This is a genomic window from Acrocarpospora macrocephala (genome assembly GCF_009687865.1).
Classification (GTDB): domain Bacteria; phylum Actinomycetota; class Actinomycetes; order Streptosporangiales; family Streptosporangiaceae; genus Acrocarpospora; species Acrocarpospora macrocephala.
On the sequence record NZ_BLAE01000038.1, the window covers coordinates 45808 to 69978 of the forward strand.

Sequence of the window (24171 nt, forward strand, 5' to 3'; positions counted from 1 at the left end):
GTCCGGGGGGATCGGTGGATGGGGGGTGGATCATGGTTAGATCTCCGCGAGGCGGCGTCGGCGGACCAGGGCGATGAAGAACGGGCCGCCGATGAAGGCGATCAGGATCCCGGCTTGGACTTCGGCGGGTCTGGCCAGCATCCGGCCGAGGATGTCAGCGGTCAGGAGCAGGCAGGGGGCGAGCGCCGCCGACAAGGGGAGCAGCCAGCGATGGTCGGGGCCGAGCCCGGCCTGCTGCGCCAGGACCCGGGCGACGTGCGGCACCACTAGACCGATGAACACCACCGGCCCGATGACCGCGACCGCGGCCCCGGTGAGCAGCATGATGGCGATCACGCCCTGAACCCGGATCAAGCCGACCTTCCGCCCCAGCGAGGCGGCCACGTCGTCTCCCAGCGCCAGGCTGTTGAGCGCGGGCGCGCAGGCCAGCGCGAGAACGGTGCCCGCGATGACGAACGGGAGGATCTGCGCGACCACATCGCCGGTCTGCCCGGCCAGCGAACCAGCCGACCAGAACCGGTAGCGGTTGAGCGCCTCCGGGTCGACCAGCACGATCGCGTGCGTGATCGAGAACAGCAGCGAGGTGACCGCGATCCCCGCGAGCGCGAGCTTCACCGGAGTCAGTCCCGAGCGGCCCAACCCGGCGAGCAAGTAAACGACGACGCTGGCGATCAACGCCCCGGCGAGGGCGAACCAGATGAAACCGAGCAGCGAGCCGATCCCCAGCAAGGCGACCGAGCCCACGATCGCGAACGACGCGCCCGCGGTCACGCCCAGCAGGCCTGGGTCGGCCAGCGGGTTTCTGGTGAGGGCCTGCATGAGCGCGCCCGACAGGCCGAGCGCCACCCCGGCGGTGAGGCCGAGCAGCGTCCGCGGCACCCGTACCGACCAGATGACGTTCTCGACGGTCCGATCGGCCGGCGTGCCGAACAAGGCCTGAACCACCTGGTCAATGGGGACGTTGAGGGCCCCGAGCGCGAGTGAGAGCACGCACAGCACGACCAGCGACGCGCCCAGGCCCACGACTAACAGGGCCGGGCCGAGCCCTTTGTACCGAGTCAACCGAGCCGTCTCCATGTTCGTGAGTTTAGGTTAGGCACGCCTAATTTCTATGCTTGCGGACTTCCCATCCACTTAGGTAATGCTTACCTTAGTACGCGGCATGGATCCTGGCCCGATTGGGGCCTGTTCACTACAGTCTGGGAGGCTCGGTCTTCGGTGTCCGGTATTGACGAATCGATGGAGTCCTGGCGTCGGCAGCTCATCCGCCCCTCGAATCGGGACGAAGCGCTCGCAGCGTACGCGGCCCTGCTGCATCGATACGGCGGAGGCACCGACCTCACGATCGACCAGGGCGGCACGCCCCTGCACCTGCGCGTCACCCCGGAAACGACCTTCGCCGACTTGCTCGCCCAGGTCGCCACCGCCGACCTGGGAGACGCCGGACTTGTCATGAAGGCGGGCGAGGGCGGGGTTCGAGGGCTCGGGGTGCTGGATCTCCCGCTGGAGGTCGAATCCGGCCAGGTCCAGGTGAAGGGCCGGCCTGGCCTGCTGGAGGCATCCGCCGTCGATCACATGCTCGGGCACTACGCCCGGCTGCTGGCCGACGGGCAGGATCGACCGGAGTCGCCGATCGGGGAGCTGGAGCTGCTGAGCCTCGAAGAGCGGCGCCGGATCCTGCTCGACTGGAACGCCACCGGACATTCGGTGCCGCCGCTCACCTGGCCGGACATGTTCGCCACCCAGGTGCGGCAGCGGCCGGACGAGATCGCGCTGGTCTTTGAGGAGACCAGGCTCACCTACGCGGAGCTGGACGAGCGGGCCAACCGGCTCGCGCATGCGCTGATCGCGCGCGGGGCGGGACCGGAGCGGGTCGTCGCGCTCGCCGTGCCCCGGTCGGCCGAGCTGATCGTGGCCGAGGTGGCCGTGCTGAAGTCCGGGGCCGCGTACCTGCCGCTGGACACCGACTACCCGGCGGACCGGATCGCCTACATGCTCGGCGACGCCACGCCGACCTGCCTGGTCACGACCGCGGACATGGTGGGCGAGCTTCCCTGCGCGGACGGGCTGCCCGTCCTGGTGCTCGACGCGCCGGAGTCGCTGCGCGAGCTGGCGGACCGCCCGTCCCACGATCCCGCCGAGGCCGACCGCGGCCCGTTGCGTGCCGGCAACGCCGCCTACGTCATCTACACCTCCGGCTCCACCGGCCGCCCCAAGGGCGTCGTGCTCTCCCACGCCGGGGTCGCCAAACTCGTCGCCACCCAGAGCGAAAGGTTCGGCATCGGCCCGCACAGCAGGGTGCTGCAGTTCGCCTCGCCCGGTTTCGACGTCGCCTTCTGGGACCTCTGCCTGGGCCTGCTCTCCGGCGGACGCCTCGTGGTCGTCCCCTCCGAACGCCGTGTCCCGGGCGCCCCGCTCGCCGACTACGCGAACGCCAACGGCATCACATTCATGATCCTCCCCCCGGCCCTGCTCGACGCCATGCCCGACGGCGTACGCCTGCCGCCGGCGGCCACCCTGCTCGCCGGAACCGAACGCGTCTCGCCCGAACTCGTCGCCCGGTACGCCCGCGGCCGCATGATGTTCAACGCCTATGGCCCGACCGAGGCCACCACCAACTCCACCCTCGGCCTCTGCGATCCCGACATCGCTCCCGGATCGATCGTGCCCATCGGCATCCCCGACCCGGGCACCCGGGCGTACGTGCTGGACGCGCGGCTCAAGCCGGTTCCCGCCGGAGTCACCGGAGAGCTCTACCTGGGCGGCGCGGGCCTGGCTCGTGGCTATCTCGGGCGGCCCGGCCTCACCGCGGAACGTTTTGTCGCCGACCCCTTCGGCGAGCCGGGGGAGCGCCTCTACCGGACCGGGGACCTGGTCCGCTGGCGGCAGGACGGGCGGCTGGAGTTCCTCGGCCGGGCCGACTCCCAGGTGAAGATCCGCGGTTTCCGCATCGAGCCCGGCGAGATCGAATCCGTCCTGCGCGCCCACCCGGCCGTCGACCAGGCCGCCGTCGTGGTCCGCGAGGACCGCCCCGGCGACCGCCGCCTCGCCGCGTACGTCGTGCCCGCCCTGCACGCCGGCGACGCGAGCGACCAAGTCGGCGCCTGGAAGGACCTGCACGAACTCCTCTACCAGGCGGCCGGAACCGAGAGCTTCCAGGAGAACTTCGCCGGCTGGAACAGCATGTACGACGGGCTGCCCATCCCCGTCGAGGAGATGCGCGAATGGCGTGACGCCACCGTCGCCCGCATCACCGAGCTCCGCCCCCGCCGCGTCCTGGAGATCGGCGTCGGCAGCGGCCTCCTGCTGTCCCGCATCGCCCCGGCGTGCGACTCCTACTGGGGCACCGACCTCTCCGCCGAAGCCGTCAACACCCTGCGCGCCCAACTGCCCTCTGACCTGGCCGACAGGGTCGAACTCCGGGCCCAGCCCGCACACGACGTGACCGGGCTCCCCACGGGTTCCTTCGACACGATCGTGATCAACTCGGTCGCGCAGTATTTCCCCAGCGCCGACTACCTGACCGACGTCATCCGCCAGGCGGCCACCCTGCTGACCCCCGGCGGAGCCCTGTTCATCGGCGACATCCGCAACCTCCGCCTGCTCCGCTGCCTCCGCGCCGCCGTCGAATCCCGCCGCGCCGGATCCCCCGCCGACAAGCAGGCCCTCCGCTCTGCCATCGACCGTTCGGTGGCCTGGGAAGGCGAACTCCTCCTCGACCCCGACTACTTCGCCACCCTCCCCGGCTTCACCGCCGACATCCAGATCAAACGCGGCAGCCACCACAACGAACTCACCCGCTACCGCTACGACGTGGTCCTCCACGCCGCCCCCTCCGGGCTCACCCCCAGCGCGCAGGCCGGACCATCCGGCTACGCCATCTCTGGCTACGCCTCCGAAATCACCTGGACCACCCTGGGCGGCCTCTCCGCCCTCGAACCCCGCCTCACGACCGACCCTTCCTACTCCCTGCGGATCACCGGCATCCCCAACGTCCGGCTGACCGACGACCTGGCGGCTCTCGCCTCCATCCAGGACGACAGCCGATCGGCGACGGCCATACCCGGCGCGGACCCCGAAGCCCTGCACACCCTCGCCGACCGGCTCGGCTATCGGCTGATCCTCACCTGGACCGGCCACGCCGACGACGGCAGCCTCGACGCGGTCTTCACCAAGAAGCCCTCTCAGGATTTGAAGGTGCCCCTTCAGGATTCGGAGGAACCCGCTCAGAGTTCGGAGGAAGCCGCTCAGGGTCCGAAGGCGCCCGCTCAGGATTCGGCGGCCGGGTTTGCTCCCTATCGGCTGAATGGTGCCGTGCGGCTGGCCAACGCTCCCGCGCCGTTCCGTGATGTCTCCGCCTTGATGCGGGCACTGCGGGCACACGCTGCGGAATGGCTGCCGGACTATATGGTTCCTGCGGCGTTCGTTCCGATCGATCGCATTCCGGTCACGTCGAGCGGCAAGATCGACGCGTCGTCGCTTCCGGTTCCCGACTATGGGGCGCTGAGTTCCGGTCGTGCCGCGCGTGATCCGCGTGAGGAACTGCTCTGCCGGTTGTACGCGCAGGTGCTCGGCGTGGACGCGGCCACGATCGACGACGACTTCTTCGCCCTTGGCGGGGACAGCATCACCGCCATCCGGCTGCTGGTCGGGGCTCGCGAGGCCGGGCTTCGGCTGACCTCCCGGGACGTGTTCCGGCACCGAACGGTGGCCGCGCTGGCCTCGGTCGCGGTGGACCGGATCGATGTCGAAGAGGCCGTCGAGCCACTGGTGGAGCTGCCGGACGAGGAACTCGCGCGCATACAGGGCGATCATCCGGTGACGGTGGAGGAGCTTCTGCCGCTGAGTCCCCTCCAGGAGGGCTTCTTCTTCCACTCGCTGGTCGACGGGGCGGACGCGGACGCCTACGTCGTGCAACAGGTCATCGAGCTGGCTGGCGCGGTGGACGGGCCGACGCTGCGGCGCGCCGCCCAGAGACTGCTGGAACGGCATGCTCCGCTGCGTGCGTGTTTCCGGCTGCGCCCCGATGGGCTGCCGGTGCAGATCATCGCCGCTGGACTGGAACTTCCCTGGCGTGAAGTCTCGGAAGCTCCGGTGGAGGCGGTGGTGGCGGAGGAGCGGGCGGCGCCTTTCGATCTCGGTCGCCCGCCACTCGTCCGATTCGCGCTGGTGCGGGTCGGCCCCGGCCGGAGCCGACTCGTGCTGACCTTCCACCACATCGTCGCGGACGGCTGGTCGTTGCCGGTCCTGCACCGGGAACTGATGGCGCTCTACGGGACCTCCGCGGAGTTGCCCGAGGTCACGCCCTACAAGGCCTATCTGCGGCGGCTGGGGGAGCGGGACAAGGATGCCGCCCGGGAGGTCTGGAAGGGTGCCCTCGCCGGGATCGATGAGCCGACGCGTCTGGTCACGAGTCCGATCGTCGCTGGAGCCCCGGTGCCCGGTCAGGTACATGTGGAGCTGGGCGAGGACGTCACCGCCCGCCTTACGGGCCAGGCGAGGGAACACGGGGTCACGCTCGGCACCGTGGTCCAGGCGGCCTGGGGGTTGCTGGTCGGCCGGTCGGCGGGACGGGAGGACGTGGTGTTCGGCACCACGGTCTCCGGGCGCGACGCCGAAGTCGAAGGCGTCGAATCCATGGTCGGCCTGTTCATCAACACGCTGCCCACGCGTTTCCGCTGGCGTCCCGCCTCGACCTTGGGCGAACTGCTCGAACACCTCCAGGAGGAGCAGGCCGCCCTGCTCGACCACCAGCACCTCGGCCTCGCCGAACTCCACCGGCTCGCCGGGCACACCGGCGGCGGCGACCTGTTCGACAGCCTCGTGGTCTTCGAGAACTATCCGGCCGAAGCCGACCTCACCGACCCGTCGGGAACCGTCCGGATCACCGGCCACGCCTTCCACGACACCGTGCACTATCCGCTGGCTCTCATCGTGAAGCCGGGCCGCCGCCTCGACCTGGTCCTCAAGTACCACGCCCAGCGACTCGCTCCCGCCACGGTCCACGGCATCGCCGACCGCCTGGTACGCATCCTCCGCGCACTCGCCACAGATCCGGCCCAAACGGTGGCCACCCTCGACCTGCTCTCCACCGACGAACTGGCCACCGCACATCCGGCCGGAACGCGCGTGGACATTCCCGAAACCACGCTGGCAGCCGCGTTCGAATCCCAGGCGGCCAGAACCCCCCACGCCACCGCCGTGATCTACGAAGGCGAGCACCTCACCTACGCCGACCTCGACACCCGCGCCGAGACCCTCGCCGACCACTTGCGACGCACCGGGACCCGCCCCGAACAAGTCGTCGCGGTAGCCGTCCCCAGATCTGTGGACCTGATGATCGCCCTCCTCGCGGTCCTGAAATCCGGCGCGGCCTACCTTCCCCTCGACCTCGACTACCCCGCCGACCGGGTCGCCTACATGCTCACCGACTCCGGCGCCCACACCATCTTGACGACTTCGGCCGCGATCCCCCGCCTCCCCGCGACCACCGGCCTCACCCGCCTGGTCATCGACACCCCCGACCTCCTCGAATCCGTCACCCCAGAAGTCCCCGACTGCCGCGGCCAGATCAGCGCCGAGACTGACGGCGGGACCGCCGAAGCGGAAGCCGCAGATTCGAAAACTCGCGTATTCGAGGCCGAGGTGGCTAAGCCGGACCATCCCGCCTATCTGATCTACACCTCGGGATCGACTGGGCGGCCGAAGGGCGTTGTCGTCACGCATCGGGCGATCGTCAATCGGCTGGCGTGGATGCAGAACGAGTATCAGCTCGCCGCCGACGATCGCGTTCTTCAGAAGACTCCGGCCGGGTTCGACGTGAGCGTCTGGGAGTTCTTCTGGGCGTTGTGCGAAGGCGCGGCCGTGGTGTTCGCCAAGCCGGGCGGGCATCAGGATCCCGCATACCTCGCCGGGCTCATCCGCGAGCAGAACGTCACCACGATGCACTTCGTGCCGTCGATGCTGGAGGCGTTCCTGGCGGCCGAAGAGATCACCGCCGATCCCAGCTGGGCCACGAGCCTCCGCCGCGTGTTCAGCAGCGGTGAGGCGCTGCTCGACTCCGCCGCCACGCGCTGGCTGACGCTCACGGGCACCCCCCTGCACAACCTGTATGGCCCGACCGAAGCAGCCGTGGACGTGACCTATCACCCATGCGAGGCATCGACGGACCCGCAAGGCGCGGTGGTCCCGATCGGGCGTGCGGTGGTCCCGATCGGGCGCCCGGTCTGGAACACCGGGCTTCGGGTCCTGGATCTGTGCTTGCGTCCTGTCCCCGCCGGAGTTCCGGGCGAGCTCTACCTCAGCGGCGTACAGCTCGCTCGTGGCTACCACGCTCGCCCGGGCCTGACGGCGGAACGTTTCGTCGCCGACCCCTACGGCGAACCGGGCAGCCGCATGTACCGGACCGGCGACCTGGTCAACCGCCGGGATGACGGCACCATCGACTACCTGGGACGCACCGACCGGCAGATCAAGCTGCGCGGGAACCGGATCGAACTCGGCGAGATCGAAGCCGCCCTGGTCCGGTTGCCCGAGGTCGCTCGCGCCGCAGTGACCGTGCACGGTTCGTCCCTCGTCGCCTACTTGGTTCCGGCCGCTGGTGAATACCTGCTTCCGGCCACCGGCGAACAACCGGATGAGGCCGCCCTGCGGGAGGCCCTGGAAGCCGCGCTGCCCCCCGCCATGGTCCCCACCGCGTATGTGTGGCTCGACGACCTGCCGCTGAGCCCCAGCGGAAAGCTCGACCGGGACGCCCTGCCCGCGCCCCGAGCCGTCAAGGCCGGGAGCCGGGCTCCGAGCGGCGCACGCGAACACCTGCTCACCGAGATCTTCGCCGCCGTGCTGAAACTGCCCGAGGTCGGCGCCGATGACGACTTCTTCCTGCTCGGCGGCGACAGCATCACCTCGATCGGCGTTTCCAGCCGTGCCCGCCGCGCCGGACTCGATCTGAGCCCCCGCGACGTCTTCGAACACCGCACCCCGGCCGCCCTCGCGGCCACCGCCCTCATCGTGACGGAGGTCGCGCCCACCGCCGACACTTTCGCCCTCACGGCTGAGGAAACCGAGCGCGTGCACCGGCTCGGCGCCGTGGACGACATCTGGCCGCTGGCGCCCCTCCAGGAGGGCTTGTTCTTCCACGCCACCTACGACGACAGCGCCCTGGACGTCTACACCGTCCACGAGTCCTTCGACTTCGCCACCCCGCTCGACGCCGGCCGCCTGCGCCGCGCCGTCCGGCTGCTGCTCGACCGCAACCCCAGCCTGCGCGCCGGATTCACCAGCGAAGGCCTGCGCCAGCCGGTGCAGTTCATCGTCGCCGACCCGGAGATCCCCCTGGACGTCGTCGACCTGTCCGGCCTGCCCCCGGAGGAGCGGGACGCCCGGATGGCCGAGGTGATCGCCGAAGAGCGCACCCGCCGGTTCGACCTGTCCCGGCCGCTGCTGTTCCGGCTCCTCCTGATCCGGCTGGGTGACGGCCGCGGCGACAGGCTGGTCGTCGGCCGGCACCTGCTGCTGTGGGACGGCTGGTCGGCCTGGCTCTTCTTCGGCCAACTCCTCGCCCTCTACGCCACCGGCGACGACCGCGCTCTCCCCCCGCCGGGCAGCTACCGCGACTACCTCACCTGGTTGGCGGCCCAGGACACGACCGTCGCCACCCAGGCCTGGCGAGCCGCCCTCGACGGCCTCGCTGAACCCACATTGCTCGCCGACGCGGGCAAGGAACCCGTCATCCCGGAGAGCCTCGACACCGAACTGCCCGCCGAGCTCGCCGACCGGCTGCGCGCGGCGACCCGGGGCAACGGCCTGACCCTCAACACGCTGCTCAACGCCGCCTGGGGGTTGGTGCTCGCGAGCGCGACCGGCCGCACCGACGTGGTGTTCGGCACCACGGTCGCGGGCCGCCCGAGCGAGGTGCCCGAGGTCGAGAACGTCATCGGCATGTTCCTCAACACCGTCCCGGCCCGCGTCGCCTTCGATCCGGCCGAATCGGTGCTCGCGCTGCTGCGCCGGATCCAGGGCGAACGCCTCGCCCTCATGCCGTACGAATACCTCGGGCTGGGCGTGCTGCAGGCCGAGACCGGCCATCGGCGGCTGTTCGACTCCCTCTTCGTGCTGCGCGACGGCGACACCGAGGACCGCCTCACCGACCTCCACGACCGGTACGGCGCGACCGCCGTCGCCAACGTGGACGCCACCCACTACCCGATCAACCTGATCGTGACCCCCGGCCACCGGATCAGGGTGACCCTCACCCACCGCCCCGACCTGATCGACCACGCCCGGGCACAAGCGCTGCTCGACCGGTTCGCCCTCCTCCTGGAGCGGCTGGCCGGCGATCTGGACGCCCCCGTCGGCAGCCTCGACCCCCTGCTCCCCGCCGAGCGGACCGCGCTGGAGCTCGAATGGGCGCCCAGCCGCGTGCCCGTCCCCGAGGAGACCATCGCCGACCTGCTCGCCGTCCAGGCCACCCGCACCCCCGGCGCTCTCGCGCTCGTCTTCGGCGACCGCACGGTCACCTACGCCGAACTGGACGCGAGGATCAACCGCCTGGCCCGGCTGATGCTGGCCCGTGGCGCCGGCCCGGAGCGGATCGTCGCGCTCGGGCTGGCGCGATCCATCGACATGGTTGCGGCGCTGTTCGCCGTGCTCCGCACCGGAGCCGCCTACCTGCCGCTGGAGCTGGACTATCCCGACGACCGGCTGGCCGCGATGCTGGCCGACGCGCGACCTCAGTTCCTGCTGTCGACCGGCGCGGTGTCGGCACGGCTGGCCGGAGACATGCCCAGGGTCCTGCTCGACGAGATCGAAGCCGAGCTGGCCGCGCTGCCCGCCGGGCCGATCACCGAGGCCGACCGTCCGGCGTTCAGCCTGGAACACCCGGCGTACGTGATCTACACCTCCGGTTCCACGGGGCGGCCGAAGGGCGTCGTCACGCCGTACCGCGGGCTGACGAACATGCAGCTCAACCATCAGAGGGAGATCTTCGATCCGGCGGTCGCGTCGGCGGGCGGGCGGCGGCTGCGGATCGCGCACACCGTGTCGTTCGCGTTCGACATGTCGTGGGAAGAGCTGCTCTGGCTGGTCGAGGGCCATGAGGTGCACGTGTGCGACGAGGAGCTCCGCCGCGACGCGCAAGCCCTGGTCGCCTACTGCGAGGCGCACCGGGTGGACGTCGTCAACGTCACCCCGACCTACGCCCACCTGCTCATCGAGGAAGGGCTGCTGGAGGGCCACCGGCCCCCGCTCGTGCTGCTCGGCGGCGAGGCCGTGCCGGAAACCGTGTGGACCAGGCTCCGCGACACCGAAGGCACCTACGGCTACAACCTGTACGGCCCCACCGAATACACGATCAACACACTCGGCGGCGGCACCCAGGACAGCGCCACCTCCACCGTCGGCCGGCCGATCCGCGGCACCCGCGCGCACATCCTGGACGGCTGGCTGCGCCCGGTCCCCGACGGCGTCCCCGGCGAGCTGTACATCGCGGGCATCGGCCTGGCCCGCGGCTACCTCGGCCGCCCGGCCCTGACCGCCGAACGTTTCGTCGCCGACCCGTACGGCGAGCCCGGCGAACGCCTCTACCGCACCGGCGACCTGGTCCGCCGCCGCCCGGACGGCAACCTCGACTTCCTGGGCCGCACCGACGACCAGGTCAAGATCCGCGGCCACCGGGTCGAGCCCGGCGAGATCGAGACCGTGCTCACCCGCAGGCCGGGGGTCGCCCAGGCCGCCGTCATCGCCCGCGACGACCCGGCGGGCGGCCAGCGGCTGGTCGCCTACCTGGTGCCCGCCGAGCTCACCGGTGACGAGCGGGAATCCGCCGAACTCGCCCAGATCGGCGAATGGCAGGAGATCTACTCCGACGAGTACGAGCAGATCGGCACCGCCGTCTTCACCGAGGACTTCGCGGGCTGGGACAGCAGCTACGACGGAACCCCGATCCCGCTCGAGCACATGCGGGAATGGCGGGCCCAGACCGTCGCCCGCATCAGGGCGTTGCGCCCCCGCCGCATCCTGGAGATCGGCGTCGGCTCCGGCCTTCTCCTGTCCCAGCTGGCACCGGACGCGGAGACGTACTGGGCGACCGACCTGGCCGCGCCGGTGATCCGCAAGATCGGCGAAGACCTGCGCCGCGACCCCGGCCTGGCCGCCAAGGTCACGCTGCGCTGCCAGCCCGCCAACGCCACCGACGGCCTGCCGGTCGGCTATTTCGACACGATCATCATCAACTCGGTCATCCAGTATTTCCCCAGCATCGACCACCTGACCGAGGTCATCTCCGGCGTGATGCCCCTGCTCGCCCGGGGCGGCGCCCTGTTCATCGGCGACGTCCGCGACCTGCGCTCGGCCCGCACCTTCCACACGGCCATCCAGCTCACCCGCGCGACGCCGGACACCTCCCCGGACCAGGTCAGCCGGGCCGCCGACCGCGGTCTCGCCCTGGAGAAGGAACTCCTGGTCGACCCCGACTACTTCACCACCCTCTGCCACGCCGTGGACCTGCGCACCAAGGGCGGCCGTCACCACAACGAGCTCACCCGCTACCGCTACGACGTCGTCCTCTACGACGACACGCCCGACCTCCGCCTGGGGGACGAACCCACCCTCGACTGGCAGACCCTCCTCGAACTCCACGAATCGGCGCCGGCGACCGAAGAAGACGGCCAGCGGCCACCACAGTGGCAGGATCAGCTGGCGGCGCTTCTGCGGGCCTGGCGGCCTGAGCTGGTTGAACACGCGGACATCGTGCACGCCGCCACCGACAAAAACGCGCTGCGCCTGACCGGCGTCCCGGATGGGCGGATTGGTACCGAGCGTGGTGTCACCATTTCGGGGATTGAGCCCCAGGAGCTGCGGGAAATCGCCGCCGCGGAGGGGTATCAGCTGCTCACCACCTGGTCGGGAGAAGCCGGGCGGTTCGAGGCGGTCTTCATCCGCGGCGAGGTTCGCCTCACTTCGGGGCTGTATCGGCAAGGAGGCGGCACTCCTCCTTACGCGAACGCGCCCGTGACGGGGCGACAGGCCGGAGGGCTGGTGGCCCGAGTCCGGGAGGAATTGCGGCAGGAACTGCCCGACTACATGGTTCCCGGGGCTTTCGTCGTGCTCGACCGGCTTCCAATGAACGACAACGGGAAGCTCGACGTCGCGGCGCTGCCGGACGCAGAATCCGTGGTGGCGTCAAACGGGCGCGGACCGCGTACCCCGCGAGAAGAGGTGCTTTGCCGGCTCTTCGCGGAGGTTCTCGCGCTTCCGGAGGCCGGGGCGGAGGACAGTTTCTTCGATCTCGGCGGGCATTCGCTGCTCGCGACGCGGCTGATCAGCAGGGCCAGAGTCGAGCTCGGCGCCGAACTGGCGATCCGCGACCTGTTCGAAGCGCCCACGCCCGCGCTGCTGGCCGAACGCGCGGACGCGGGCAAGCCCGCGCGCCCGCCCGTGGTGGCGGTCGCCGACCGGCCCGAACGGATTCCGGTGTCGGCCGCGCAGCGCCGGTTGTGGCTGGCCGAGCGGCTCAGCGGCGGCGACGCGTACCATTTCCCCCTTGTCGTACGGCTACGCGGGGAACTGGACCTGGACGCGTTACGGCGGGCGCTGGCCGATGTCGCTCTGCGGCATGAGGCGCTGCGGACGGTTTTCGTGGAACACGAGGGCGAGCCGTACCAGCTGATCCTGGATGGCGAGCCGGGCTTCGCGGTGCGGGACTGCACGCCGGAGCAGCTGGACGAACAGGTGCGGGAAGCGGTTCGGCGGCCGTTCGACCTGGCCGGGGAGATGCCGGTTCGGGCGGATGTGTTCCGGGTCGGAGCGGACGATCACGTGGTCGCGATCGTGTTGCATCACATCGCCACCGATGAATGGTCGGATCGGCCGTTCCTGGCGGATCTGGACGTCGCGTACCAGGCCAGAAAGGGCGGCGGCGAGCCGGGGTGGGCGCCGCTGCCGGTGCAGTACGCCGACTACACGATCTGGCAGAGCGACCTGCTGGCGGGCGACGGCGAGCGGCAGCTCGGGTTCTGGACGCGCGTGCTGGACAGGCTGCCCGAGGAGATTCCGCTGCCGCTCGACCGGCCCAGGCCGGCGGATCCGGACGGGCGGGGTGGACTGGTTCGGGCGGACGTGCCCGCCGAGACGGCCCGCGCGCTGCGGGAGCTCTCCGCGGAAACCGGGACGAGCATGTTCATGCTGCTCCAGGCGGGCGTCGCCGCGCTGCTCCACCGGATGGGCGCGGGAGACGACATCCCTCTCGGCGCTCCCATCGCCGGTCGAACCGATGAGAACCTGGACGACCTGGTCGGCTTCTTCGTCAACACGCTGGTCCTGCGCGCGGATCTGTCCGGAGATCCGACGTTCGCCCAGCTGGTGGCGCGGATCAGGGACGCGGATCTGGCCGCGTTCGAACATCAGGACCTGCCCTTCGAGCGCCTGGTCGAGACGATCAACCCGCCCCGCGTGCCCGGACGTAACCCGCTATTTCAGGTAATGCTGGGCTACCACTACCGCCCGGACGGGGACCCCGACGTGCTGGGACTGGCCACCGAGTGGTGGCCGACCCGGATCGAGACCGCCAAATTCGACCTCGACTTCACTTTCGTCGACCATGTCTCCGAAATCACCCTGCTGCTGGAGTACGCGACCGATCGGTGCGATCCGGGCACCGCGCAGTCCCTCGCCGAGCGCGCCGTCGCCCTGCTCGGACTCCTGGCGGAGAAAACTGGAACTCCCATCAGCCGATTCTCGGTGCTCACCGCCGAAGAGCGTCTGAACAGCTGGAATGACACCGAGAGGCCGATCGAGCGGCGCAGTGTGCCGGAATTGTTCGCCGAAGCCGTCTGGAACAAACCCCATCAGACCGCTCTCGTGACCGGCGGCAGGCGATTGACCTTCGCGGAATTGTCGGTGCGGGCTGCCAGCATCGCCCGCATGCTCAAGCAACGGGGGATCGGGTTCGAGGACGTGGTCGGCCTGGCTTTGCCCAGGTCGGAGATGGTTCCGGCAATTCTCGGCGTGCTTTCCGCAGGCGCCGCATATCTGCCGTTGGACCCTGCCTATCCGGTGGAACGCCTGCGATACATGCTCGACGACACCGGCGCGGCATGCGTTCTGAGCACGGCCGATCTCGACCTGCCCGGAGCGGTCACACTCGACGATCTCGAACCCGGCGGGAGACTCGCGCCTGTCTCGGTGCCACCGGACTCCGCCGCCTACGTCATCTACACGTCGGGTTCAACCGGAATGCCCAAGGGCGTCGTCGGGACGCATCGCGGGCTGAGCAACCTGTTCGGGTCACATCGGGCCGATCTCATCGATCCGGCGGGACCGGGCGTGCTCCGGGCGTTGCACGCGGCGTCGTTCAGCTTCGACGGTTCATGGGAGCCGCTGCTCTGGCTCCTCGCCGGCCACGAACTGCATGTTCTGGACGAACGCACCATGACCGACCCGGCCGCGCTCCTCGACTACGTCGCGGACCACGAGCTCGGCTTCATCGACCTCACCCCTACCTACCTGCAGGAACTCATCCACCACGGCTTCCTGGACGGCTACCTGCCGAAGGTCCTCGCCGTCGGCGGCGAAGCCACCTCGCCCGAACTCTGGGCACGATTGTGCGCCCTTCCCCACACGGTCGTGCACGACCTGTACGGTCCGACGGAATGCGCCGTCGACGCCTACGGCTGGCACGGCCCGCGGGAATGGGCCGCCCCGATCGCCAACACCCGGGCGCATGTGCTGGACGCGACCCTGCAACCCGTTCCGGCCGGGGTTCCCGGCGAGCTGTATCTGTCCGGCGAAGGGCTCGCGCGCGGCTATCTCGGCCGTCCCGCGCTGACCGCGGAACGCTTCGTCGCCGACCCCTTCGGCGAGCCGGGCGGGCGCCTCTACCGCACCGGCGACCTGGTCCGCCGCCGCTCCAACGGAGCCCTGGAGTTCCTTGGCCGGGCCGACGACCAGGTCAAACTCCGCGGCTTCCGGATCGAGCCCGGCGAGATCGAGGCCGTCCTGCGCGGCCACCCCGCCGTCGCCCAGGCCGCCGTCGTGATCCGCGAGGACACCCCGGGCGTACGGCGACTGGTCGCCTACGTGGCCGGCACCCGCCTCGACATCGCCGAATTGCGTGCCTATGTGGCGGCGCGCGTGCCCGAGCACCTGGTTCCGGGGGCGTTCGTCGAACTCGCCGCGCTCCCTCGATCGATCAGCGGGAAGCTGGATCGCACGTCGCTGCCCGCCCCGGAATCGGCCGCCTCCATCTCCGGGCGGCGGCCCAGGGACGCGCGTGAAGAGATCATGTGTGAGCTGTTCGCCGCCGTGCTCGGCGCGGAACGGGTCGGGGTCGACGAGGACTTCTTCGCGCTGGGCGGCCACTCGCTGCTGGCGATGCGGCTGGTCAGCCGGATTCGCGCCGATTTGGGCGCGGAGGTCTCGCTGCGCGAGGTCTTCGAGGCGCCGACCCCGGAACGGCTCGCCGCCCGGCTGCGGCAGGCGGGCGAGGTCAGGCCCGCGCCCACTCCCATCGAGGTACGGCCCGAGTTCCCGGCGTTGTCGTTCGCGCAGCAGCGGTTGTGGGTGCTGCATCGGCTGGAAGGGCCTGACTCCACGTACAACATCCCGATGGCCTGGCGGCTGTCGGGGGACCTGGACGTGGACGCGCTCGATGCCGCGGTTCAGGATCTGGTGGCGCGGCACGAGAGCCTGCGCACGGTGTTTCCCGAACGGGACGGGCAGGCGTATCAGCTCGTGCTCACGCCTGAGCAGGCGCACGCCGTCCTCAACAGGGAAGATGTTGCGGAGAGCGAGTTGGCCGGGAGGCTCGCCGCGGCGGCCGGGCGCGGGTTCGAACTCGACCATGAAGTCCCCGTTCGGGCGTGGCTGTTCCGGGTCGCGCCGAGGGAGCATGTGCTGTTGCTGGTCGTGCACCACATCGCGGCCGATGAATGGTCCGATCGGCCGCTTCGGCGGGACCTGGCCGAGGCATACCGGGCACGGTGCGAAGGCCGGGCGCCTGATTGGGCGCCGCTGCCGGTGCAGTACATCGACTACACCCAGTGGCACCGCGACTCCCTGGACGTCACTCAGGCCGATCAGCTCGATTACTGGCGGGAGGCGCTCGCCGGAATTCCGGAGGAGCTTCCGCTGCCCGCCGACCGGCCCCGGCCTGACGAGGGCAGCCACCAAGGCGGTGCGGTCGGGCTGACCGTCGAGCCGGAACTGGCGCGCGGGCTGCGGAGGCTGGCTCGGGCGCACGGCGTCAGCATGTTCATGGTCACCCAGGCCGCCGTCGCCGCCCTATTGCACCGGCTCGGCGCGGGTGACGACATTCCCCTCGGCACGCCGATCTCCGGGCGTGGCGACGAGAAGCTGGAAGATCTGGTCGGCTTCTTCGTCAACTCGCTCGTGTTGCGTACGGATATTTCCGGCACGCCAACATTCGCGGACCTGCTGGGGCGGGTCCGGGAGACGGACCTGGCGGCGTACGAGCATCAGGATCTGCCATTCGAGCGGCTGGTGGAGGCGATCAATCCGTCCCGGTCGCTGGCCCGGCATCCGCTGTTCCAGGTGATGGTCGTCTACCTGACCGACCAGAACGGCACGCTCGATCTGCCCGGCCTGGCGGCCACGCCGGAACCGCTCGGCCAGGAGACCGCCAAGTTCGATCTCAGCTTCGACTTCATCGAGCGCGGCGACGCGCTGGAAGGCTGGATCGAGTACAGCGCCGACCTGTTCGACGAGGCCACCGTCGAGCGGGTGGCCCGGCGGCTGGTCAAACTGCTGGAGCAGATCGTCGCCGAGCCCGGCCGTCCGGTCCGCGACCTGGACGTGCTCGCCGACGATGAACGCGATCTCGTCCTGACGGCGTGGAACGACACGGTTCGGCCGGTGCCCGACACGACGCTGCCCGAACTGTTCCGGGCGCAGGCCGCTCGAACGCCGGACGCGCTCGCCCTCATCTTCGAAGAACAGCGGCTCACCTACGCGGAACTCGACGAACGGGTGGAGACGACCGCGCGGGTGCTGGCGGGCATGGGCGCCGGACCGGAGCGTACGGTCGCCGTGGCGTTGCCGCGATCGGTCGACCTGGTCGTGGCCCTGCTGGCCGCGCATCGGGCGGGAGCGGCGTACCTGCCGCTCGACCCCGGCTATCCGGAGGAGCGACTGGAGTTCATGCTGCGGGACGCCGAGCCCGTCTGCGTGCTCCGCGACGGCCTTCCAGACGGTCCCCTGGGCGATCTGCCGCAGCGGTACGACGGGCGGCATCCCGCGTACGTCATCTACACCTCGGGTTCGACCGGGCGTCCGAAGGGCGTGGTCGTGCCGCAGGAGGGCATCGTCAACCGGCTGCTCTGGATGCAGGACACCTATCGCCTGACGGCTCGGGATCGTGTCCTGCAGAAGACGCCGTCCAGTTTCGACGTGTCCGTGTGGGAGTTCTTCTGGCCGCTGATCACGGGTGCGGCCCTGGTCGTCGCCCGGCCCGACGGGCATCGGGATCCCGCCTACCTGGCAGAACTCATCCAGGCCGAAGGGGTCACCACCGTCCACTTCGTTCCTTCGATGCTGAGAGCCTTCCTCGACGAACCCACCGCGGCCGGGTGCGCGGCGCTACGACGGGTGATGTGCAGCGGCGAGGCCCTCCCGGCCGCGCTCGCCGCGAAGTTCCACCAGGTCCTGGACGCCGAACTGCACAACCTCTACGGGCCGACCGAAGCGTCCGTGGACGTGACCGCCATCGAGATCCGCCCTGGATCCGCCGGCGTTCCGATCGGGCGCCCGGTCTGGAACACCCGGACCTATGTCCTGGACGCCGGTCTTCGGCCGGTTCCTCCGGGAGCCGTCGGAGAGCTCTACCTGGCGGGCGTCCAGCTCGCGCGCGGATATCTGTCACGCCCCGGCCTGACCGCCGAACGCTTCATCGCCGACCCGCACGGTCCTGCCGGAACGCGGATGTACCGGACCGGCGACCTCGCCCGCTGGAACCCGGACGGCTCGCTCGACTTCCTCGGCCGCGCCGACGATCAAGTCAAGATCCGCGGATTCCGCATCGAACTAGGCGAGATCGAGACCGTCCTCACCCGGCACGAGTCCGTCGCCCACGCCACCGTCATCGTCCGCGACCAACGCCTGATCGCCTATGTGGTACCCAAAGCCGCTCCCGAAGTGCGTTGGCCCGCAGACGTCGCGGGGGTCATCCCCGAAGCGACTGCCGATGTCGCGCCGGATCGGTCTGTACGCGCTGAGGATGTAGCGGAGCCGCAGGTCACTCACGTTCCAGCTGGTTTGCGGGCCCACGTCGCCGCTGCTCTCCCCGAGTACATGGTGCCGTCGGCCTTCGTGGCGGTCGACGCTCTGCCGGTGACCCCGAACGGGAAGCTCGATCGGAAGGCGCTGCCCGCGGTGGACTTCGCCGCCGAGGTGGGGGCGGTCCTGCCGAGCACGGCGCGTGAGGAGCTGATGGTCAAGCTGATCGCGGGCGTGCTCGGGCTCGAGCGGGTCGGCGCGGAGGACGACTTCTTCGCGCTCGGCGGGGACAGCATCATCGCCATGCAGCTGGTCAGCCGGATGCGAGCGGCGGGACTCACGATCACGCCGCGGGACGTCTTCCGGCATCGGACGGCTGCCGCCCTGGCCGGGGTCGCCACGGTGCCCACCGCATTCGGCCGGAATGGTTACGGCGACGACCACCTGGCGAATGGCCAGGATGCGCTCGTCGAGCTTTCCGCCGAGGAACGGGCCGAGATCCCGATGGGGGCGGAGGTCCTGCCGGTTTCACCGCTACAGGCCGGACTGCTGTTCCACGCGTCGCTGGACGCCGGGCCGGACGTGTACACCGTCCAGGTGTCGTACGACATCGAAGGCCCGCTGGACGCCGAGCGGTTGCGGGCCGCCGGTCAGGAGTTGCTCGACCGGCATGAGAACCTGCGTGCCGGGTTCCGGTACCTGTCCACGGGGAGGCCGGTCGCCGTCATCGCGCGCGAGGTCACGCTGCCCTGGCGGCACGTCGATCTGTCCCAGACGGACGCGAGCTGGGCTGATTACCTGGCCCAGGAGCGCCGCCGGTTCCGGCCGGAGGCGCCGCCGCTGCTGCGGCTGCTGCTGGCCCGGGTCGGGCCCGGCCACCACCGGCTGGTCCTCTCCCACCAGCATCTTCTACTGGATGGCTGGTCGGTGCCGCCATTGATGCGTGAACTCGCCGACCTGTACGCCGGGAGCCGTCCGGCCGCGATACCGCCCTACCGGGATTACCTCGGGTGGCTCGCCCGCCAGGACGCAGACGCTTCGAGAACGGCCTGGGCGCAAGCGCTCGACGGGCTGGACGGGCCCACGCATCTGGTGCCCGCGGACCCGAACCGGGTGCCGGCCGTTCCGGAGACGATCACCACGCTGCTCACTCCCGGGCTCACCGAGGCCCTGACCGCGCTGGCCAGAAGGCACGGCGTCACCCTCAACACGCTCGTTCAGGGCGCTTGGGGTGTCGTGCTCTCCCGGTTCACCGGGCGTGACGACGTCGTGTTCGGCGCGACCGTGGCCGGGCGGCCGCCGGAGCTGCCGGGGGTGGAGGCAATGATCGGCCTGTTCATCAACACGGTTCCGGTCCGGGCCAGGATCCGGGAGCGTGAACCCCTCAGCGGGTTCCTCGCACGGGTTCAGAACGAGCAGTCCCTGCTCATCGAGCACCAGCATCTCGGCCTCGCCGACATTCAGCGGCAGGCCGGACTGGGTGAACTGTTCGACACGCTGATGGTCTTCGAGTCGTATCCAGACGCGGGGGGACCAGAGGACGGCCTGCGGCTGACCGTCCGCGATCACCAGGACTCGACGCACTACCCGTTCACCTGGGCGGTCGAGCCCGGGGAGCGGCTGTCACTGACCGCCGAGTACCGGCCCGATCTGTTCGACCGCGCCACGGCCGAGCGGATGGGCACCTCCATGGTGCGCGTCTTCGAGGCGATGATCGCCGACCCGGGGCAGTCGGTCGGGCGAATCGATATCCTCACCTCCGAGGACAGACGCACCATCCTGGAGACGTGGAACGACACCGCCATCCCTGGTCAAGCCAGCACGATTCCGGCCATCTTCGAGGCGCAGGTCGCGGCCACGCCGGACTCCGTCGCCGTCGTGGCAGGGACGACCAGGTGGACCTTCGCCGAACTCAACGAGCGGGCGAACCGGCTGGCCAGGCTGCTGGTGGCGCGCGGCGCGCGGCCGGAGCGGATCGTCGCGCTCTCGCTCCCGCGTAGCGCCGACTACATCCTCGCGATCCTGGCCGTCCTCAAATCGGGCGCCGCCTATCTTCCGGTCGACGCGGACCTCCCTGACGGCCGCATCCGGGACATGCTCGACGACGCCCGCCCATTGCTGGCACTCACCACCGCCGATACCCCGCTGCCGGAGGACGTGCCGCAGATCCGGATCGACGCAATCGACAGCTCCTCCAGCCAGCCAGCGAGTCCCCGCGAGACGGGAACGTCCATACCGAGGGACGATCTCACCGTTCCGATCGGTACCGCCGCCAGCGGGTCTGAGGGTTCCCGGGAGATGGGAACCATCGCTTCCAGGGAGGATCTCGCCGCTCCGATCGGTACCGCCGCCAGCGGGTCTGAGGGTTCCCGGGAGATGGGAACCATCGCTTCCAGGGAGGATCTCGCAGCTCCGATCGGTACCGCCGCCAGCGGGTCTGAGGGTTCCCGGGAGATGGGAACCATCGCTTCCAGGGATGATGTCGCCGCTCCGATCGATACCGGGCCAGGGGGTTCCCGGGAGGCGGAAATCACTGTTTCCGGAGACGATCTCGGCGTTGCGATCGACCCGAGGCATCCGGCGTACGTGATCTATACCTCGGGGTCGACCGGCAAGCCCAAGGGCGTGGTGATCAGCCATGGCGGTGTGGTCAACCTCTTCCGCAGCCATCGGCGGATGCTCCACGACGTCGCCAAGCGAAGCACCGGTCGGCGTCACCTGCGGGTCGGCCACGCCTGGTCGTTCTCCTTCGACGCGTCCTGGCAGCCGCAGCTCTGGCTCCTGGACGGCCACGCCCTCCACGTCATGGACGACGAAACCCGCAGAGACCCCGATCTGCTGGCCGCCGCCATCCGTGCCGAGGGAATCGACTTCATCGAGGTCACCCCGTCCTTCCTCGCCCAGATGGCCGAATCGGGGCTGATCCAGGACGGCGAATGCCCGCTCGCGATCGTCGGCGTCGGCGGCGAAGCCGTCCCCGACTCGCTCTGGTCGCAGCTGGCCGCTCTCCGCTCCACCGAGGCCGTCAACCTGTACGGCCCCACCGAGGCCACCGTGGACGCGCTGATCGCCCGCGTGTCCGACAGCGACCATCCCACCGTCGGCCGCCCGGTCGGCAACACCCGCGCGTACGTGCTGGACGCCGGACTCCGCCCCGTCCCGCCAGGCGTGACCGGCGAACTCTACCTCTCCGGCCCCGGCCTGGCCCGCGGCTATCTCGGCCGGCCCGACCTCACCGCTGAGCGTTTCACCGCCGACCCGTACGGGCCTCACGGCCACCGGATGTATCGCACCGGCGACCTGGCCCGCTGGAACGCGGACGGCCACCTCGAATACGGCGGCCGCGCCGACGACCAGCTCAAGATCCGCGGCTTCCGAATCGAACCGGCCGAGATCGAAGCAGTCCTCGACCGATCCGACTCGGTCACCCAAGCCGTGGTCATCGCCCGCGAAGACCACCCAGGCGTCCGCCATCTGGTCGCCTACGTGGTCCTCGCCGACGACACCACCCATCCCGCAGAACTAGGAGCGACAACCGCCACTCTTCAAACAGATGGTGAATCTCGCCACCCCGGTGCCGACAACGGCACCGGCATCCAGTCCGGTGCTCCGAGTGCGACCGACACTGCACGCCCGGCGCAAGACTGGACGGCGAGTGCCGCCGGTTCGGAGGAACACGGGGGGGCGAGCGCCACCGGTTCGGAGGAACACCGGGGGGCGAGCGCCACCGGTTCGGAGGAACACCGGGGGGCGAGTGTCGCCGATTCGGAGGAACACCCGGGGGCGAGTATCGCCGGTTCAGGGGAACACCGGGCGGTGACTGCCGCTGTTCGCTCGGCGGAGTTGCGGGCGATGACCGCTGCCGTCCTGCCGGACTACATGGTTCCGGCCGCGGTGGTGGTGCTGGATGCGCTCCCGCTGCTGCCCAACGGCAAACTTGACCGCAATGCCCTCCCCGCGCCCGACTTCACCATCGCGGGGCGCGCGCCCGAAGGGGAGACAGAACAGGCCTTGGCCGCGATCTTTGCTGAGGTTCTCGGCCTGCCCGGTATCGGCGCCGACGACGACTTCTTCGCCCAAGGCGGAGACAGCATCGTCGCCATGCGCCTGGTCAGCCGGGCCAGGTCGGCCGGCTTCCAGATCACCCCGCGAGAGGTGTTCCGTTATCGCTCGGTCGCTTCGCTGGCCACCGTCGCCACCCGTGAGCGGGAACACACCGTACCGCTCACGCCGATCATGCACGCCCTCCGCGAGCGAGGCGGTCCGATCGACGGCTACCACCAGTCCGCTCTCCTCCAAACCCCGCCTGATCTGGACGAACCGCGCCTGGTCGCCATCTTGCAGGCCCTCGCTGATCGCCACGACATGCTCCGAGCCCGCCTGGATCGCTCGGAGACCTGGACCCTCCGCATCCCCGAAACCACGGACGCGGCCACCTGGCTCACCCGGATCCCCTGCGAATCCGTAACCGCCGACATCATCGCCACACACGCGGAACAAGCCAGATCCACCCTGAATCCCGGTACAGGCGACATGGTCCGTGCCGTCTGGTTCGACGCGGGCCAAACCCAACCAGGACGCCTCCTCCTGCTCATCCATCACTTCGCGGTGGACGGCGTCTCCTGGCGCATCCTCCTCCCCGACCTGGTCGCGGCATGGGAGAACAAGACCTTGGAGCTGGTCGAGACCCCATTCCGCCTCTGGGCGCACCATCTCATCGACCGCGCCACCGACCCGACAACCGAAGACGAACTGCCTCTTTGGACATCAGTCCTATCCGGTCGTCCCGCCCTGCCGGGCGACTCGGCGGCTCCAGGCGATGAAGCTGCCTTCGGCGACGCGGATGCGCCCGGCAGCGCCCACCCATCCTCAGAACGACCAACCACAGAAGTCGTGGCCAGTAGCTCAATTGAGCCCGGCGAAAAGCACGTGTCAGACAGGGTAGGCGTGGCGAGCGAACCGGTTGAGGCCGGCATGTCTGGCCTGGCGGGTCGCCGTGACCTGTCATTGGATCCCTCTCTCGACGTCGCGGAGACCGCTCGTCATGTCTCCCTGACGCTGCCCACCCGCTGGACGGGACCGCTGCTCAGCAGGGTTCCCGCTGAACTCGGCGCGAGCGTCAACGATGTGCTGCTTGCCGCGCTCGCGCGGGCGGTCGCGGATTGGCGGGGCGGCCAGGACGTGCTCGTGGATTTGGAGACTCACGGCAGGACCGGGGACGCCGACCTCTCAAGAACCGTCGGATGGTTCACCAGCGTGGTGCCCGTCCGGCTGGATCCAGCACCCGGGCTCCCGCCCGACCAAGCGGTCGCCCGGATCAGGGACGGTCTCGCCGCGCTCCCGTCCGAAGGCATCGGGCATGGCTTGCTCCGCCACCTCAACCCCAAGACCGGACCCGAACTGGCCCGCCTGGCTCAGCCGTCGATCCAGTTCAACTACCTCGGCCGATTCGGGCTGCCCGAAGCGACCGACTGGTCCTGGGCACCCGAGCAGCTCGAACTCGGCGATCACCCCGACCTGCCGATGTCCCACGCCCTCACCCTCAACGCTCTCACCGAGGACCGGACGACCGGCCCGGAACTGACCGTCACCTGGACATACGCCTCCCGCCTCCTCTCCGAGCAGGCGGTCACCGACCTCGCACAATCCTGGTTCCGGGCACTCGAAGCCCTGGTGGACCATGTCGAAACGGAAGGAACCCCCGCATGAGCAGCAACCCCTTCGAGGACCCCGACGGCGTGTACACCGTCCTCGTCAACGACGAGGGCCAGCACAGCCTGTGGCCCGACTTCGTCGACGTCCCAGCCGGTTGGACCGTCGTCCACGGCCCGACCGGACGCCAGGACTGCCTGGACTACATCGAAACCAACTGGACCGACCTACGCCCCAAGAGCTTGATCGAGTCCTGAGACGCGGAAAGGGGCCGGGAGAGAATGCCCGGCC

At 69.9% G+C, this 24171-nt stretch carries 3 protein-coding genes; 2 read left to right on the plus strand and 1 reads right to left on the minus strand.

Annotation, left to right across the window (positions count from 1 at the left end; translation table 11 throughout):
- Window positions 1–36: 36 nt before the first annotated feature.
- Window positions 37–1077: a FecCD family ABC transporter permease gene (locus Amac_RS31265; protein WP_155358016.1), complete on the minus strand. Its 1041-nt coding sequence runs from the start codon at window positions 1075–1077 to the stop codon at window positions 37–39.
- 162 nt (window positions 1078–1239) lie between these two features.
- On the opposite strand from Amac_RS31265, the gene Amac_RS31270 reads away from it, so the two are divergent.
- Together Amac_RS31270 and Amac_RS31275 are read left to right on the plus strand one after the other, a co-directional pair.
- On the plus strand, window positions 1240–23937 hold the full coding sequence (locus tag Amac_RS31270; protein ID WP_155358017.1) for a non-ribosomal peptide synthase/polyketide synthase: 22698 nt from the start codon (window positions 1240–1242) through the stop codon (window positions 23935–23937).
- Entirely contained in the window at window positions 23934–24137 is a 204-nt protein-coding gene (locus tag Amac_RS31275; RefSeq protein WP_155358018.1) for an MbtH family protein, read from the plus strand. Before Amac_RS31270 ends, Amac_RS31275 begins: the two co-directional genes overlap by 4 nt.
- Window positions 24138–24171 lie beyond the last annotated feature (34 nt).